Source organism: Burkholderia sp. PU8-34 (assembly GCF_053427725.1).
Genome location: NZ_JBSAXC010000003.1, coordinates 309,730 through 324,687, shown reverse-complemented (window position 1 = coordinate 324,687; position 14,958 = coordinate 309,730). Strand labels below are relative to the sequence as shown.

14 protein-coding genes and 1 tRNA gene are annotated in these 14,958 nt (G+C 68.0%); 8 read left to right on the top strand and 7 right to left on the bottom strand.

All coding sequences use genetic code 11. The annotated features are described in order from the left end of the window. Positions 1 to 136: 136 nt before the first annotated feature. The gene (locus tag ACV22Z_RS09795; RefSeq protein WP_448076097.1) at positions 137 to 1,135 is read right to left on the bottom strand and encodes a 2-dehydropantoate 2-reductase; all 999 of its coding nucleotides are present in this window, start codon (positions 1,133 to 1,135) and stop codon (positions 137 to 139) included. A gap of 46 nt (positions 1,136 to 1,181) precedes the next feature. Between ACV22Z_RS09795 and ACV22Z_RS09790 the strand changes: the two genes are divergently transcribed. Continuing rightward, positions 1,182 to 1,403, top strand: a complete 222-nt coding sequence (locus ACV22Z_RS09790; RefSeq protein ID WP_448076096.1) for a hypothetical protein — start codon at positions 1,182 to 1,184, stop codon at positions 1,401 to 1,403. A gap of 110 nt (positions 1,404 to 1,513) precedes the next feature. After that, on the top strand, positions 1,514 to 1,750 hold the full coding sequence (locus tag ACV22Z_RS09785) for a hypothetical protein (RefSeq protein WP_448076386.1): 237 nt from the start codon (positions 1,514 to 1,516) through the stop codon (positions 1,748 to 1,750). Positions 1,751 to 1,833: 83 nt separating this feature from the next. Here the strand turns inward: ACV22Z_RS09785 and ACV22Z_RS09780 are convergent. Further along, positions 1,834 to 1,920 (bottom strand) — tRNA-Leu (locus ACV22Z_RS09780). Between the two features lie 219 nt (positions 1,921 to 2,139). Between ACV22Z_RS09780 and hpnD the strand changes: the two genes are divergently transcribed. Further along, positions 2,140 to 2,973: a presqualene diphosphate synthase HpnD gene (gene hpnD / locus ACV22Z_RS09775; protein WP_448076385.1), complete on the top strand. Its 834-nt coding sequence runs from the start codon at positions 2,140 to 2,142 to the stop codon at positions 2,971 to 2,973. A gap of 7 nt (positions 2,974 to 2,980) precedes the next feature. Here the strand turns inward: hpnD and ACV22Z_RS09770 are convergent, their stop codons facing one another. The 3 genes from ACV22Z_RS09770 to ACV22Z_RS09760 form a co-directional block, all read right to left on the bottom strand. Beyond that, on the bottom strand, positions 2,981 to 4,195 hold the full coding sequence (locus tag ACV22Z_RS09770; RefSeq protein WP_448076095.1) for a DUF1501 domain-containing protein: 1,215 nt from the start codon (positions 4,193 to 4,195) through the stop codon (positions 2,981 to 2,983). A 58-nt stretch (positions 4,196 to 4,253) separates the two neighbouring features. Continuing rightward, positions 4,254 to 5,798 (bottom strand): DUF1800 domain-containing protein, encoded by a 1,545-nt coding sequence (locus tag ACV22Z_RS09765; RefSeq protein ID WP_448076094.1) that lies wholly within the window; start codon positions 5,796 to 5,798, stop codon positions 4,254 to 4,256. Between the two features lie 134 nt (positions 5,799 to 5,932). Beyond that, positions 5,933 to 6,214, bottom strand: coding sequence for a hypothetical protein (locus tag ACV22Z_RS09760; protein WP_448076093.1), 282 nt, complete (start codon positions 6,212 to 6,214; stop codon positions 5,933 to 5,935). A gap of 258 nt (positions 6,215 to 6,472) precedes the next feature. Between ACV22Z_RS09760 and ompR the strand changes: the two genes are divergently transcribed. The 4 genes from ompR (at position 6,473) to ACV22Z_RS09740 (ending at position 9,951) form a co-directional block, all read left to right on the top strand. Continuing rightward, positions 6,473 to 7,207, top strand: coding sequence for an osmolarity response regulator transcription factor OmpR (ompR, locus tag ACV22Z_RS09755; RefSeq protein ID WP_006478565.1), 735 nt, complete (start codon positions 6,473 to 6,475; stop codon positions 7,205 to 7,207). A 43-nt stretch (positions 7,208 to 7,250) separates the two neighbouring features. Then, positions 7,251 to 8,609, top strand: coding sequence for an ATP-binding protein (locus ACV22Z_RS09750; RefSeq protein WP_448076092.1), 1,359 nt, complete (start codon positions 7,251 to 7,253; stop codon positions 8,607 to 8,609). Positions 8,610 to 8,799: 190 nt separating this feature from the next. After that, positions 8,800 to 9,348, top strand: coding sequence for a peroxiredoxin (locus ACV22Z_RS09745; RefSeq protein ID WP_448076091.1), 549 nt, complete (start codon positions 8,800 to 8,802; stop codon positions 9,346 to 9,348). Positions 9,349 to 9,423: 75 nt separating this feature from the next. Next, positions 9,424 to 9,951, top strand: coding sequence for a carboxymuconolactone decarboxylase family protein (locus ACV22Z_RS09740; RefSeq protein WP_006478562.1), 528 nt, complete (start codon positions 9,424 to 9,426; stop codon positions 9,949 to 9,951). 122 nt (positions 9,952 to 10,073) lie between these two features. Here ACV22Z_RS09740 and ispF read toward each other — a convergent pair whose 3' ends face one another. Further along, positions 10,074 to 10,559 (bottom strand): 2-C-methyl-D-erythritol 2,4-cyclodiphosphate synthase, encoded by a 486-nt coding sequence (gene ispF, locus ACV22Z_RS09735; protein WP_448076090.1) that lies wholly within the window; start codon positions 10,557 to 10,559, stop codon positions 10,074 to 10,076. Positions 10,560 to 10,587: 28 nt separating this feature from the next. Then, positions 10,588 to 11,298 (bottom strand): 2-C-methyl-D-erythritol 4-phosphate cytidylyltransferase, encoded by a 711-nt coding sequence (ispD, locus tag ACV22Z_RS09730; protein ID WP_448076089.1) that lies wholly within the window; start codon positions 11,296 to 11,298, stop codon positions 10,588 to 10,590. Between the two features lie 108 nt (positions 11,299 to 11,406). On the opposite strand from ispD, the gene mfd reads away from it, so the two are divergent. Then, positions 11,407 to 14,883: a transcription-repair coupling factor gene (gene mfd, locus ACV22Z_RS09725; RefSeq protein WP_448076088.1), complete on the top strand. Its 3,477-nt coding sequence runs from the start codon at positions 11,407 to 11,409 to the stop codon at positions 14,881 to 14,883. The last annotated feature ends 75 nt before the right edge of the window (positions 14,884 to 14,958 follow it).

Below are 14,958 nucleotides of genomic sequence, written 5' to 3'. Positions count from 1 at the left end.
TCACTCCCGCCGACGGCCTCTCGCCGTTAGCACCCGAACCGGCTCGGGAAGCGAGCGGCACGCCGGCCGACGCATTCGCGCGCACCGTCGGGGGCGGCCGCACCGGCGCGACACGCCCTGGGCCGCGCGTTCCCTGCTAAAGCCCGCTGTTTGCAGCGCGCTGGCGCAACAACCCGAGCACCGCATCGCAATACGGGGTCGGCACGTCAAGCTTGCGCCCCAGTTCCGGAAACACGCCGAGAATCGGCCCGATCTCGAGCGGACGCCCCGCTTCGAAATCCTGCAGCATCGACGTCCTGAACGCGCCGAGCTTGCGCGTCACCGCCATGCGCTCCGGCCCGCTCATCCCCGTGTCGAGGCCGAGCTTCGCGCCGATCGCGGCCGCCTCCTCCATCATCCGCAGCGCGAGCGCATGCGTGAACGGGTCGTCGAGCAGTTGCTCGGACGTCGAACCGGTCAGCGCGCTGAGCGGATTCATGTTCATGTTGCCCCACAGCTTCGCCCAGATCTCCGTGCGGATCGCGGCTGTCGTCTCGACGCCGAAGCCACCCGCTGCGAGCGCCGCCGCGAAACGTGCGGTGGCCTCGCCGAGCGCGGGCCCGGGCGCGCCGACGATCAGGCGATTACCGCGCCCGCGGCGCACGACGCCCGGCGCGTCGGTGCTCGACGACAGGTGCACGACGCAGCCGATCGCCTGCGCCGGCGGCAGCACCGCGGACACCGCGCCGCCCGGATCGACCGCTTCAAGCGGCACGCCGTCGAGCGGCCCCGCGAGCCCGTGCGTGAACCACCACGGCAGCCCGTTCATCGCCGCGACGATCACCGTGCGCGGCCCGACGAGCGGCGCGATGCGCGCGGCCAGGTCCGGCAGCGCCTGCGCCTTCAGCGCGATCACCACGTAGTCCTGCACGCCGAGTGCAGCCGCGTCGTCGCTCGCGTCGACCGCAACCGACGACAGCGCGCCCGATTCGTCCAGCACGCGCACGCCGTGCGTCTTCAGCGCATCGAGCGTCGCACCGCGCGCATATGCGCTGACGCGCATCCCGGCCCGCGCCAGCGCGGCCGCGAGCAGTCCGCCGATCGCGCCGACGCCGACGATCGCCGCGCGCACCGACCCTGAATTCGTGTCGTTCATGATGGGATTCCGTCTCCTGTGAGCTGACGAGCATAGTGCCAAATGGTTGCGGGTACAACCATTCTCGCGGCAGCATGGCGCCGGGCGCCTGCACGGCTCAACGCGGCTCGTCGCCCGCCTGAGCCGGTTCGTCATCGGCCGCGCCGCCCGTCGCACCGACGCGACCGATCCGATGCGCGGCCGCGCGCCCGCGCGGCAGCCGGGCGAGCGGCTCATCGCGTTCCGGCATGTGCTGCCCGACGGGCTGGCGGAGACGTTCGGACCATAAGCATGCTGACGGACGATCCAGAGCCGGCACGGGCCGGCCCTTGCGCGATCCGCGCGGATGCGGTCTCCTGTGCGTTTACCTCTGACCAGGCCCGAGGCCGCACTCTTCCGATGAAATCGTCTCCGCGCGATCACAGCAACGCCGATGCCGACCAAGCGCGCCGTCAGCCCTCGAAGCTGATACCGAATATCGTCGCCGTGCTGGCCGGCCTCTTGACGTTCGTGATCGGTGCGGCGTGGGTGATTTATAGCTGGATCGTCGATCGCGAAGCGCAGTATTTCGCGATTCCGCTGGTGTTTTCGGTGCCGGTGATCGTCGCGGTGGCGATCCGGAGTTTCTGGGATTAGGGAGGCCGGACAAATGAAAAAGCGCTGCGGCCAGCCGACCGGCAGCGCTTCTTCGGGGACGGGCCCATGGGGCCTTGTCCAACTGGTGCGTGAGGCCGGACTCGAACCGGCACACCCTTGCGGGCGTCAGGACCTAAACCTGGTGCGTCTACCAATTTCGCCACTCACGCGCATGCTCTGTCGCCTGACCGCACGGTGCGCATCGTGTGCTTGCGCCGTACGCCTGATCAGGCGAGCGCGAGATTCTACCCGATCCGCGAAGCGTTGTCTCCATCGGCCGACGGCATTCACGCGCCGATGCTAGAATTCCGCGCTTGGTTCCACGCTTGATGCTTCCGGCGGTGCGCAGCCGCGCGTCCCCCGATCCCGCCCCCGACCCGATTCCGCACGTGAATTTCGACGACTACTGTCAGCAGAAAGCCGCCCCCGCCGGCTCCAGCATCTACTATGCGTTGCGGCAGGCGCCGTTCGCCGTCCAGCCACGTCTCACGGCCCTCTTCGCGCTGCGCCGCGAACTCGAGGAAACCGTCAAGGAAACCAGCGACCCGACCGTCGGCCACACGAAGCTCGCGTGGTGGCACAAGGAACTCGCGGCGCTCGCGGCCGGCGAGCCGTCGCATCCGGTGACGAAGGCGCTCGCGCAGCATCATCCGTCGATCGCGGGCGAACACGATGCGCTGCGCACGCTCGTCGGCGGCTACGGGATGGACCTCGAACAGGCGCGCTACCTCGATTTCGCGAACCTGCAGCGCTATATCGCGCAGGTCGGCGGCAGCTTCGCGTCGCTCGTCGCGCGCGCGAGCGCTACAAGCCCGTCCGAGCCGCAACCGTGGGCAGAACGAGTCGGCCATGCGCTGATGCTCGCGCAATTCGTGCAGGAACTCGGCAACGACGCGCGCCACGGCCGCATCTATCTGCCGATCGACGAGCTGCAGCGCTACAACGTGACCGCCGCGGACCTGCTGAACCGGCGCTACAGCCCCGCGTTCACCGAGCTGCTGCAGTTCCAGACCGCACGTGCTCGCGACGCGCTCGCGGCCGCCGACGCCGCGATCCCCGCCGCCGAGCGCCGCACCCAGCGCACGCTGCGCGCGCAGCTCGCGCTCGCGCGTGCATTGCTCGACGAGATCGAGCGCGACGGCTACCAGGTCCTGCACCAGCGCATCGCGCTGACACCGATCCGCAAGCTGTGGATCGCGTGGCGCGCCGCGCGCCGGCGCTGACGCAGTATCACGCCTTCAGCAGCGGCAGCGGCTCGAAGCGCTGCTGCAGCACGCGCGTCGCATCGAGCCCCCACCACGGACCGAGCACGGTCGCATAAAGCTGGCGGAAATCGACCGCCACCGGCAGGTTGCCGTTGCCGTCGAGCTGCCCGAGCGCTGGCGGCGCACCATACAGCCCGCCGGCGACGCGCCCGCCCATCACGAAGTGCGGCGCGGCCGTGCCGTGATCGGTGCCGTTGCTCTGGTTCTCGCGCACGCGCCGCCCGAATTCCGCATACGTCATCACGAGCGTCTCGTTCCACCGTCCGAGCTCGACCAGCGCGCCGCGCATCGCGCTCATCCCTTCGGCGAACTGCTTGAGCAGCGCCGCCTGCTGTCCCGGCTGGTTCTGGTGCGTATCGAAGCCGTTGAGCGTGAGCCGCAGCACCGCCACGCCATCCTGCGCACCCGGTCCGGACGCCTCGCATGCCGCGAGCACCTGCATCGCGGTCTTCACCGCGGTGCCGAATGCGCCGGCCGGAAACGCCGTCCTGAATTCACGCATGCCGCCGCGCGGACGCAGCCGGTCCGCCGCTTTCACGATGTCGTTTTCGACGTCGATGATGTGCGCGAGCGCCGGGTTCTGCTCGCGCAGCGACACGGGCTCCGCGAGGCGCGCGGCACGGATGAACTGCGCCGGATTGACGAGCGCGATCGCGCGCGCGCCGTTCGCGAGCGGCCCCATCTCGGCGCTGCCGAGCACGACGCCGTCCGCCGCGAAGCCGGCCGGCACCGGCGCCTGCGCGAACGTGCGCGTGAGCCAGCCTTCGCGCAGGTACTCGTCCGAGCGCGACGCGGTGTCCCAGATCTCGATCGAGCGGAAGTGCGACAGGTTCGGCTGCGGATAGCCGACGCCCTGCACGATCGCGACCTGCCGGTCGTGCCACAGCGGCAACAGCGGCGCGAGCGACGGATGCAGCCCCGTGCGCTCGTCGAGCTGCAGCACCTGGTCGCGCTTGATGCCGATGCTGCGCCGGAACTGGTAGTACTGCGGGTCCGCATACGGCACCACGGTATTGAGGCCGTCGTTGCCGCCCTTCAGCTCGACGAGGATCAGTACGTTCGTATAGCCGGCCCCCGGCTTCTGAGCGGCGAGCGTGGCCGCGAGCGCGCCCGGCTGCCACAGCGACACGCCCGCCGTCGCGGCAGCGCCCGTCAGCGCGAGGAAATCACGTCGGTTCATCGTGCACCCTTTGCCGGCCGCGTTGCTTGCGTGCCGAGCCGGCGACCCGTGTTCTTGTTCATTTCAGTTGATACGCCGGATCCATCAGCAGCGCCTCGAGATACGCGCTGCCGGTCGAACCCGTATCGATCGCCGCGACGGGCGGCACCGGCAGCACCGCATGCTGCAGCTGCAGCTCGGTCGACAGGCCCGCGATCGCCTGAGGCCGCGCGCGATATTGCGCGAGCCAGCGCTCGAGATCGAAGCGCAAGCCGCCGCGCCCGGGCTTCGCGGGCATCGCGCGACGATCTCCGCCAGCCATCGGGGCCGTCCCGCCGGGACTTCCACCGGTCATCGCCATCATCCCGCCAGGACTCGCACCGGTCTTCGCCGCCATCGCGCCGACGCCTCCGTTGAGCGCCGCCGGACGCACCCCGGCCGTCTCGGTCGCGCGGAACAGCTGCTCGACGAACTGCTTGCGCGCAAGCAGCGTCGAGCTGTTGATCCACGTCGGCCCGCCCGGCCAGCCCTTCACGTTCGGCGGATAGAACAGGTTCTGCCCGAGCGTGCGCACGGTGTTGGCGAGCATCTGCGCGTCGCCGTAGCCGACGTCGAACAGGCGTACCGATCCGACGACGAATTCGGCCGGCGACTTGAAGAGCACGCCGCGATTGCGTGGATCCCAGAACGCGTCGGTCGACCACAACGCGTCGAGCGCCGCGCCGATCTCGTAGCCGCTCGCGCGAAAGCGGCCGGCGACCGTCTCGAGTTCGCGGGCGTCCGGCGTGTCCGACACGAACTCGCGCCACAGCTTCGCCGCGATGAAGCGCGCGGTCTCCGGGCGCTTCAGCAGAACGTCGAGGAATCCGTCGCCGTCGAACGGGCCCGACTCGCCGAGGATCGTCTTGTCGCCGGCATCGTGCCACTCCGGACGCACGACGAAGCGCAGCGTATCGGGATCGATCGTCCAGCCGGTCATCGCGCGCGCGGCTTCCGTCACGTCGTGCTGCGTGTAATGCCCTTCGCCGAGCGTGAACAGCTCCATCACCTCGCGCGCGAAATTCTCGTTCGGGCGACCCTTGCGATTGCTCGCGCCGTCGAGGTACTGCAGCATCGCCGGATCCCGCGCGACCGCATGCAGCAGCGTGCCGAAGTTGCCGAGCGCCTCGCGTCGCAGCAGCGCATTCTGCGCGGCCATCGTCTGCGGGTACGGCACCTTGTCCTGGCCCGACGTGAAGTGGCCGTGCCAGAACAACGTCATGCGCTCGGTGAGCGGCGACGGCGTCACGACCATCTCGTTGACCCACGCCGCGCGTAATGTCTCGTAACGCTGGTTGCGCGCGCGCTGCTCGTCGCGCCGCTGGTCCGGCGTCAGCGCCTGGCGTTCCGCGCGCGTCGGCGGCAGTTCGGCCAGCCAGTCGGGCCACGTCGCGACGGGCTCGCGCCGCACATTGCCGAGCGCGTCGGCCACCGCCTGCGCGCGCGTCATGCCGACGAGCCGCGCGACGTCGGCGAGTGCCGGCGAAAAGCCGGTGCGGCTCAGGAAGAACAGCGCATCGTCCGCGTCGAGCGGCATTTGCATCGCGGGCGATTGCGCCCGCGCAGCGGCATTCGCTTGACTCATTGTCGTCGGCTCCCGAAGCGCGCAATGCGCGCATGTGCCGATTCAACGGCATCCGGCGGGCGCAAGTTGACTGCAAAATTGCTACGGATTTTTTCGGTGTGACGTTTCGGCGTGATTCGAGATGACGCGTGAAATCAGCGCTTGTACAGCTCGCGGACTGCGTCTTCGATGTGCTGGCGCAGCAAGTGGCGCTCTTCGGGCGTCATGTGCCCGTCGCGGCGGTGCTGCTCGAGATCGGGAGGCACGGCGGAACGGGCGACGGCGTCGGCGCTGCGGTCCGCCTGCAGCGATTTGCCGCGCGGCGGCAGCTTGCGCGACGAGGCGCCCTGCTCGGGGCGTTGCGCATACGCGAAGTTCGACGCATACGGACCGGCAAGCGCGATCGTCAGCATCAGTGCAATCCGGGCAGATCGCATGACCGTCCTCGCTTCTTTGGTCGATTTGTTCCCTTCGTCACGCGGCAACCGGCTACCTCTGGTACTTGAAAAACCCTGCGAAAATCGGGTGTGCAAACCATGAAAGATGAAGTGCAGGGAGTATCTACCGAATTTCGGCTTCGAGTAAAGGAATCTCTATAGCGTGCCTTTACTCCGCGCCACACCACGGGTAAATTTTGTAACTGACTGTAACGCGCGAAAATAGCCGGCCGTGCGCCCTTTCCCATTCGCGATAAGATGCCGATCATGGAAACGAAAAACCCCTCCAAGATTCTCGTCGTCGACGACGACCCGCGCCTGCGCGATCTGCTGCGCCGCTACCTCGGCGAGCAAGGTTTCAACGTGTACGTCGCGGAAAACGCGACCGCGATGAACAAGCTCTGGGTGCGCGAGCGTTTCGACCTGCTCGTGCTCGACCTGATGCTGCCCGGCGAAGACGGCCTGTCGATCTGCCGCCGCCTGCGCGGCAGCAACGACCGCACGCCGATCATCATGCTGACGGCCAAGGGCGAGGACGTCGACCGCATCGTCGGTCTCGAGATGGGTGCCGACGATTACCTGCCGAAGCCGTTCAATCCGCGCGAACTCGTCGCGCGCATTCACGCGGTGCTGCGCCGCCAGGCGCCGGCCGAACTGCCGGGTGCGCCGTCGGAAACGACCGAGGTGTTCGAATTCGGCGAATTCTCGCTGAATCTCGCCACCCGCACGCTGACGAAATCGGGCCAGGAAATTCCGCTGACGACCGGCGAATTCTCGGTGCTGAAGGTGTTCGCACGCCATCCGCGCCAGCCGCTGTCGCGCGAAAAGCTGATGGAGCTCGCGCGCGGCCGTGAATACGAAGTGTTCGACCGCAGCCTCGACGTGCAGATCTCGCGTCTGCGCAAGCTGATCGAACCGGATCCGGGCAGCCCGCGCTTCATCCAGACCGTCTGGGGCCTCGGCTACGTGTTCATCCCGGACGGCGCGGCCTGACCTTCCGTTCGTCCGGTTTCGCCCGTCTTTTACGGCACGTCCCATGCGTATCGACCGGCGCCTCCTGCAGCTCGCCTTCGGCGGGCTGTTCTGGCGCACCTTCCTGCTGATCGCGCTGCTGATCTCGGTCAGTCTTGCCGCGTGGTTCCAGAGCTTTCGCGTGATCGAGCGTGAGCCGCGCGCGCAGCGCGTGGCGCTGCAGCTCGTCGCGATCGTGAAGCTCACGCGCACCGCGCTGCTCTATTCCGATCCCGACCTGCGCCGCGCGCTGCTGCAGGATCTCGAGAGCAACGAAGGCGTGCGCGTGTATCCGCGCGAGAAGACCGACAAGTTCAAGCTGCAGCCCGACGAGTCGCTGAACCGCCTGATCGAGCACGACATCCGCAGCCGTCTCGGCGACGATACCGTGATCGCGCAGTCGGTCAACGACATCCCCGGCGTGTGGATCAGCTTCAAGATCGACGACGACGATTACTGGGTCGCGCTCGACCGCGACCAGCTCGACACCGTCACGGGCCTGCAGTGGGCCGGCTGGGGCCTGTTCGCGCTCGCGCTATCGCTGTTCGGCTCCGCGTTCATCACGAGTCTCGTGAACCGGCCGTTCTCGCACCTCGCGCTCGCCGCGCGCCAGGTCGGTTCGGGCCAGGCGCCCGAGCCGCTGCCGGAGCGCGGCATGGGCGTCGCGGCCGACACGAACCGCAGCTTCAACCAGATGGTGCGCGACCTCGAACAGCTCGAAGCCGACCGCGCGCTGATGCTCGCGGGCATTTCGCATGACCTGCGCACGCCGCTCGCGCGGCTGCGGCTCGAAACCGAGATGAGCCCGTCCGACCAGGCGACCAAGGACGCGATGGTCGACGACATCGAGCAGATGGACCGCATCATCGCCGCGTTCATCGACTACGCGCGCCCGACGCAGCGCAAGCCCGAGCCGGTCGACCTGTCGACGATCGTGCAGGAAGTCGCCGCGCGCGTATCGGGCGAGGACGGCGTGCAGATCGAAACCCGGCTCGCGCCCACTGCCGTCATCGAGGCCGACGAGACCGACATGCGGCGCGTGATCGGCAACCTCGTCGAGAACGCGCGCAAGTATGGCCAGAGCCGTCAGGACGGCGTTGCGCGCATCACGCTCGAGACGCGCGTGTCGCACGCGCGGGTCGAGTTGTCGGTCAGCGACGAAGGCCCCGGCATCCCCGAGGATCAGCTGCCGCTCGTGATGCGGCCGTTCTACCGCGTCGACACCGCCCGCACCAAGGCCGACGGCACGGGCCTCGGGATGGCCATCGTGCAGCGCCTCGTCGGCCGCTATCGCGGCGCATTGCGCCTGCGCAACCGCAGCCCGGAACCCGGGCTCGAAGTCACGCTCGAATTCCCCGGCGGCAAGGCGCGTGTGGCCGCATGACGCGGGCGCGCACGCCTGCCGCGCGTCACACTATCGCGCCGGTTGAAAAAATCTATGGGACGCATTAGTTAAAATCTATTGAAGCATTAAGCCAATAGTGTTATGATCCAGCCCATGCTGTCACACCAACGTTGCAGCACCGAGGTAGCTTGACTCGAGTCTTCTTCCCAACTCATACAGGAGCATCCGCATGAAAACTGTCGGCGATAAACTCGAAGCCTTCACCGTTGGCGCCGCGAAGCCCGGCTTCAACCACCACGAAGAAAACGGCCAGTCGGCATTCGAGACGATCACCGAAGCGTCGTTCCCGGGCAAGTGGAAGATCATCTACTTCTACCCGAAGGACTTCACGTTCGTGTGCCCGACGGAAATCGTCGAGTTCTCGAAGCTCGCGAAGCAGTTCGAAGAGCGCGATGCCATCCTGCTCGGCGGCAGCTCGGACAACGAATTCGTCAAGCTCGCATGGCGCCGTGAGCACAAGGACCTCGACAAGCTGAACCACTACGCGTTCGGCGACGTCAAGGGCGAGCTGATCGACCAGCTCGGCGTGCGCGACAAGGAAGCCGGCGTGGCCCTGCGCGCGACGTTCATCGTCGACCCGGACAACACGATCCAGCACGTTTCGGTCAACAACCTGAACGTCGGCCGTAGCCCGGACGAAATCCTGCGCATTCTCGACGGTCTGCAAACGGACGAACTGTGCCCGTGCAACCGTGTAATCGGCGGCGCGACGCTGTAAGCGTCGATGCAACGAAGCCCGCGGCGCACGTGCTGCCTGCGGGCTTTTTTAACGGCCAACCCATAGGAGATATCAATGGAATTCATCGATTCGATTAAGGCGCGCATCCCCGACTACGCGAAGGACATCCGCCTGAACCTCGACGGCACGATCTCGCGCTCGTCGCTCGAAGGCACCGACGCAGTCGGCGTCGCGCTCGCGGCAGCGATCGCGGCAAAGAGCACGGTGCTCGTGAAGACGATTCGCGAAGCCGGCGTGCTGTCGCCCGAAGAGACGAACGCTGTGCTGACGGCGGCCGCGCTGATGGGGATGAACAACACGTGGTATCCGTATGTCGAGATGGCCGACGACGCCGACCTGAAGACCCAGCGCGCCGAGCTGCGGATGGGCGCGTATGCGACGCATGGCGGCGTCGACAAGCGCAAGTTCGAGATGTACGCGCTCGCCGCGTCGATCGTCGGCAAGTGCCACTTCTGCGTGAAGTCGCACTACGCGCTGCTGAAGAACGAGCAAGGCATGACCGTCACGCAACTGCGCGACGTCGGCCGCATCGCGTCGGTGATCAACGCTGCCGCGCAAGTGATCGCCGCGGAAGGCGAATAAGCGTCACGGTTGCGGCCCGCCCGGGCCGCGCCCGAATAAAAATGCCACGCGTGCGCCGCGTGGCATTTTTCATTTCCGGAATCGTCGTTGGAAAGCCGCCGGGAAGCCGGCGGCCCCACCCGTCACCCGGCCTGCCTGACCAGCAGCGCAGCGGCCTGCGCCTCGATGCCTTCGCCGCGGCCCAGATAGCCGAGCTTCTCGTTGGTCTTGGCCTTCACGTTCACGCGCTCGAGCGGCAGGCCGAGATCCTCGGCGATGTTCGCGCGCATCCCGTCGATGTGCGGTGCGAGCTTCGGCGCCTGCGCGATCACGGTGCTGTCGACGTTCTGGATCGTGAAACCCGCGGCCTTCACGCGCGCGACGCACTCGCGCAGCAGCACGCGGCTATCGGCGCCCTTGAACGCGGCATCCGTATCGGAGAAATGCCGGCCGATGTCGCCGAGCGCCGCCGCGCCGAACAGCGCGTCGGTGATCGCGTGCAGCAGCACGTCCGCGTCCGAGTGGCCGAGCAGGCCGCGCTCGTACGGAATCGTCACGCCGCCGATGATGAGGGGCCGCCCGGAGACGAGCTGGTGCACGTCGTAGCCTTGTCCGATTCTGAAATCCATGCGTGTTCCGATTGAGATTGAGTGTGGGTCAGGAGGATTGCGGCGCGCGCGCGAGGATCGCTTCCGCGAGCGCGAAGTCTTCCGGATACGTGACCTTGAAGTTGCGCAGGCTGCCCTGCACGACGCGCGGCGTATGGCCGGCCCATTCGATCGCGCTCGCCTCGTCGGTCAGGTCGTGCCCTTCCCGCTGCGCGTGCAGGATCGCGTCGCGCAGCATGCCGATGCGGAACATCTGCGGGGTCTGTGCCTGCCACAGCGCATCGCGCGACTCGGTGCGCGCGATCGCGTCGCCGCCGGCCGGCACGCGCTTCAGCGTATCGGCGACCGGCAGCGCGACGATGCCGCCGACCGGGTCGTCCTTCAGCGTCGCGACCAGCGTGCGGATCAGTTGCGGCGTGATGCCCGGGCGCGCGGCGTCGTGCACGAGCACCCAGTCGCGGTCGGTCGCGCCGAACTCGGTCAGCTCGAGCAGCCCGTTCAGCACCGACGCCTGCCGGGACGCGCCGCCGCAGCGGCGCACCGCGAAGCGCAGGCCCGCGAAGCGGCGTGCGTCGAAATGCGTGTCGTCCGGCGCCAGGACGACGAGCGTCTGCGCGAACTCGCTGCACGCGTCGAACGCGGCGAGCGTGTAATGCAGGAGCGCGCGGCCTGCGACCGTGCGGTATTGCTTCGGCACGGCCGAGCCGGAGCGGCTGCCCGTGCCGGCGCAGGGAATCAGGGCGAAGAGTCGGGAAGTCACGAAGGGAAACGCCGGAAAGATGAAATCAAGAAGCGGATTTTATAATAGGTCTTTCGTCTCGACCGGCGCACTGCGATTGCGCCTGCGCAAGCCACTCCAGCCGTCCCTATGCCAGACAACGCTTCCACCCCGTTCGCCTCGCCCGTCGCGCGCGTCAAGCCCGGCCAGCGCTTCGCCTTCGATGGCACGCACGGCTCCGCCGACGCGCTCGCCATCGCCCGCTACCTCGCCGCGCATCGCGACGGCGTGCCGCTCCTCGCGGTGATCTGCGCGAACGCGGTCGACGCGCAGCGCCTCGCGCAGGAAATCGGCTACTTCTCGCCCGACGCACGCGTGCGCCTGCTGCCGGACTGGGAAACGCTGCCGTACGACACGTTCTCGCCGCACCAGGATCTCGTGTCCGAGCGTCTCGCGACGCTGCACGACCTCGGCGAAGGCCGTTGCGACATCCTGCTCGTGCCCGCGACCACCGCGCTGTACCGGATGCCGCCCGCGTCTTTCATGGCCGCGTACACGTTCGCGTTCGCGCAGGGCGAGCGGCTCGACGAGGCGAAGCTGAAGGCGCAGCTGACGCTCGCCGGCTACGAGCACGTGAGCCAGGTCGTGCGCCCCGGCGAATACTGCGTGCGCGGCTCGCTGATCGACCTGTTCCCGATGGGTTCGCCGCTGCCGTACCGGATCGACCTGTTCGACGACCAGGTCGACTCGATCCGCGCGTTCGATCCGGATACGCAGCGCAGCCTCTACCCCGTGCGCGACGTGCGCCTGCTGCCGGGCCGCGAGTTTCCGTTCGACGAAGCCGCGCGCACCGCGTTCCGCAGCCGCTGGCGCGAGACCTTCGAAGGCGACCCGAGCCGTGCGCCGATCTACAAGGACATCGGCAACGGCGTGCCGTCGGCCGGTATCGAGTACTACCTGCCCCTCTTCTTCGACGAAACGGCGACGCTGTTCCACTACCTGCCGCAAGACGCGCATCTCGTGTTCACGGGCGACCTCGAAGCATCGATCCGGCGCTTCACCGCCGACACCAAGCAGCGCCATGCGTTCCTGTCGCACGACCGCGAGCGGCCGATCCTCGAGCCGCAGCGCCTGTTCCTGTCCGACGAGGATTTCTTCGCGTTCGCGAAGCCGTTCGCGCGCGTCGTGCTGCCCGCGCAGCCGGCCGGCGGCTGGGCGACGGGCCTGCCGGACCTGACGGTCGACCGCCATGCCGACGATCCGCTCGCCGCACTCCGCACGTTCGTCGAAACGTCAGGCAAACGCGTGCTGCTGACCGTCGAATCGGCGGGCCGCCGCGAAACGATCCTGCAACTGCTCGCCGAGCATCACCTGCGGCCCGCGTCGAACGACCACTTCGCCGGCTGGCTGGAGAGCGAGGCGCCGTTCGCGCTCGGCGTCGCGCCGCTGTCGAGCGGCTTCGCGGTGCCGGGCGAAGGCTACGCGGTCGTCACCGAGACCGAGCTGTACGGTGCGCTCGGCCGCCGCGCGGGCCGCCGCCGGCAGGAACAGGCGAGCAACGTCGACGCGATGGTGCGCGACCTGTCCGAGCTGAAGGTCGGCGACCCGGTCGTGCACGCGCAGCACGGCATCGGCCGCTACATGGGCCTCGTGTCGATGGACCTCGGCGAAGGCGAGACCGAGTTCCTGCATCTCGAATACTCGGGCGAAAGCAAGCTCTACGTGCCGGTCGCGCAACTGCACGTGATCTCGCGCTACAGCGGCGCCGATCCGGACAGCGCGCCGCTGCACGCGCTCGGCTCGGGCCAGTGGGAGCGCGCGAAGCGCAAGGCCGCGCAGCAGATCCGCGATACGGCCGCCGAGCTGCTGAACCTGTACGCGCGCCGCGCGGCCCGCGAGGGTCACGCATTCGCGCTCGAGCCGCGCGACTACGTGAAGTTCGCGGAAAGCTTCGGCTTCGAGGAAACGCCCGACCAGGCCGCGGCGATCGCGTCGGTGATCGGCGACATGACGAGCGGCAAGCCGATGGACCGCCTCGTGTGCGGCGATGTCGGCTTCGGCAAGACGGAAGTCGCACTGCGCGCCGCGTTCATCGCGGTGATGGGCGGCAAGCAGGTCGCGCTGCTGTCGCCGACGACGCTGCTCGCCGAGCAGCACACGCAGACTTTCGCGGACCGCTTCGCCGACTGGCCGGTGCGGATCGTCGAGCTGTCGCGTTTCAAGACCGCGAAGGAAGTCAACGCGGCAATCGCGCAGATCAACGAAGGCAGCGTCGACATCGTGATCGGCACGCACAAGCTGCTGTCGTCGGACGTGCAGTTCAAGCGGCTCGGCCTCGTGGTCATCGACGAGGAGCACCGCTTCGGCGTGCGCCAGAAGGAAGCGCTGAAGGCGCTGCGCGCGGAGGTCGACGTGCTGACGCTGACCGCGACGCCGATCCCGCGCACGCTCGGCATGGCGCTCGAGGGCTTGCGCGACTTCTCGGTGATCGCGACCGCGCCGCAGAAGCGGCTCGCGATCAAGACCTTCGTGCGCCGCGAGGAAGAAAGCGTGATCCGCGAGGCGATGCTGCGCGAGCTGAAGCGCGGCGGCCAGGTGTACTTCCTGCACAACGAGGTCGAGACGATCGAGAACCGCAAGTCGATGCTCGAGGAACTGGTGCCCGAGGCGCGCATCGCGATCGCGCACGGCCAGATGCACGAGCGCGAGCTCGAGCGCGTGATGCGCGATTTCGTCGCGCAGCGCGCGAATGTGCTGCTGTGCACGACGATCATCGAGACCGGCATCGACGTGCCGAGCGCGAACACGATCATCATGCATCGCTCGGACAAGTTCGGCCTCGCGCAGCTGCACCAGCTGCGCGGCCGCGTCGGCCGCTCGCACCACCAGGCGTATGCGTACCTGCTCGTCCACGATCCGCAGGCGCTGACCAAGCAGGCGCAGCGCCGCCTCGAGGCGATCCAGCAGATGGAGGAGCTCGGCTCCGGCTTCTATCTCGCGATGCACGACCTCGAGATCCGCGGCACCGGCGAGGTGCTCGGCGACAAGCAGTCGGGCGAGATCCACGAGATCGGCTTCCAGCTCTACACGGACATGCTGAACGACGCGGTGAAGGCGCTGAAGAACGGCAAGGAGCCCGACCTCACCGCCCCGCTCGCCGCGACGACCGAGATCAACCTGCACGCGCCCGCGATCCTGCCGGCCGACTACTGCACGGACGTGCAGGAGCGGCTGTCGCTGTACAAGCGGCTCGCGAACTGCGAGCATGGCGACGCGATCGACGGGATCCAGGAAGAACTGATCGACCGCTTCGGCAAGCTGCCGCCGCAGGCGCACGCGCTCGTCGAGACGCACCGCCTGCGCCTCGCGGCGAAACCGCTCGGCATCGTGAAGATCGACGCGAGCGAAGCGGCAATCGGGCTGCAGTTCGAGCCGAATCCGCCGATCGATCCGATGCGCATCATCGAGATGGTGCAGAAGCATCGGCACATCAAGCTCGCCGGCCAGGACCGGCTGCGGATCGAGACGCGCTCGCCGGATCTCGCGATCCGCGTGTCGACGATCAAGGAAACGCTGCGCGCGCTCGGCCATACGCCGCGGCAAGGCGCGGCCGCCGCGTCGCGTTGACGGGTTCGGCGCCATGACGTGTCGTGGATGCTGCACCGCACGGCGGCCCGCAGGGGCGCGCCGCACCGTTTTTGA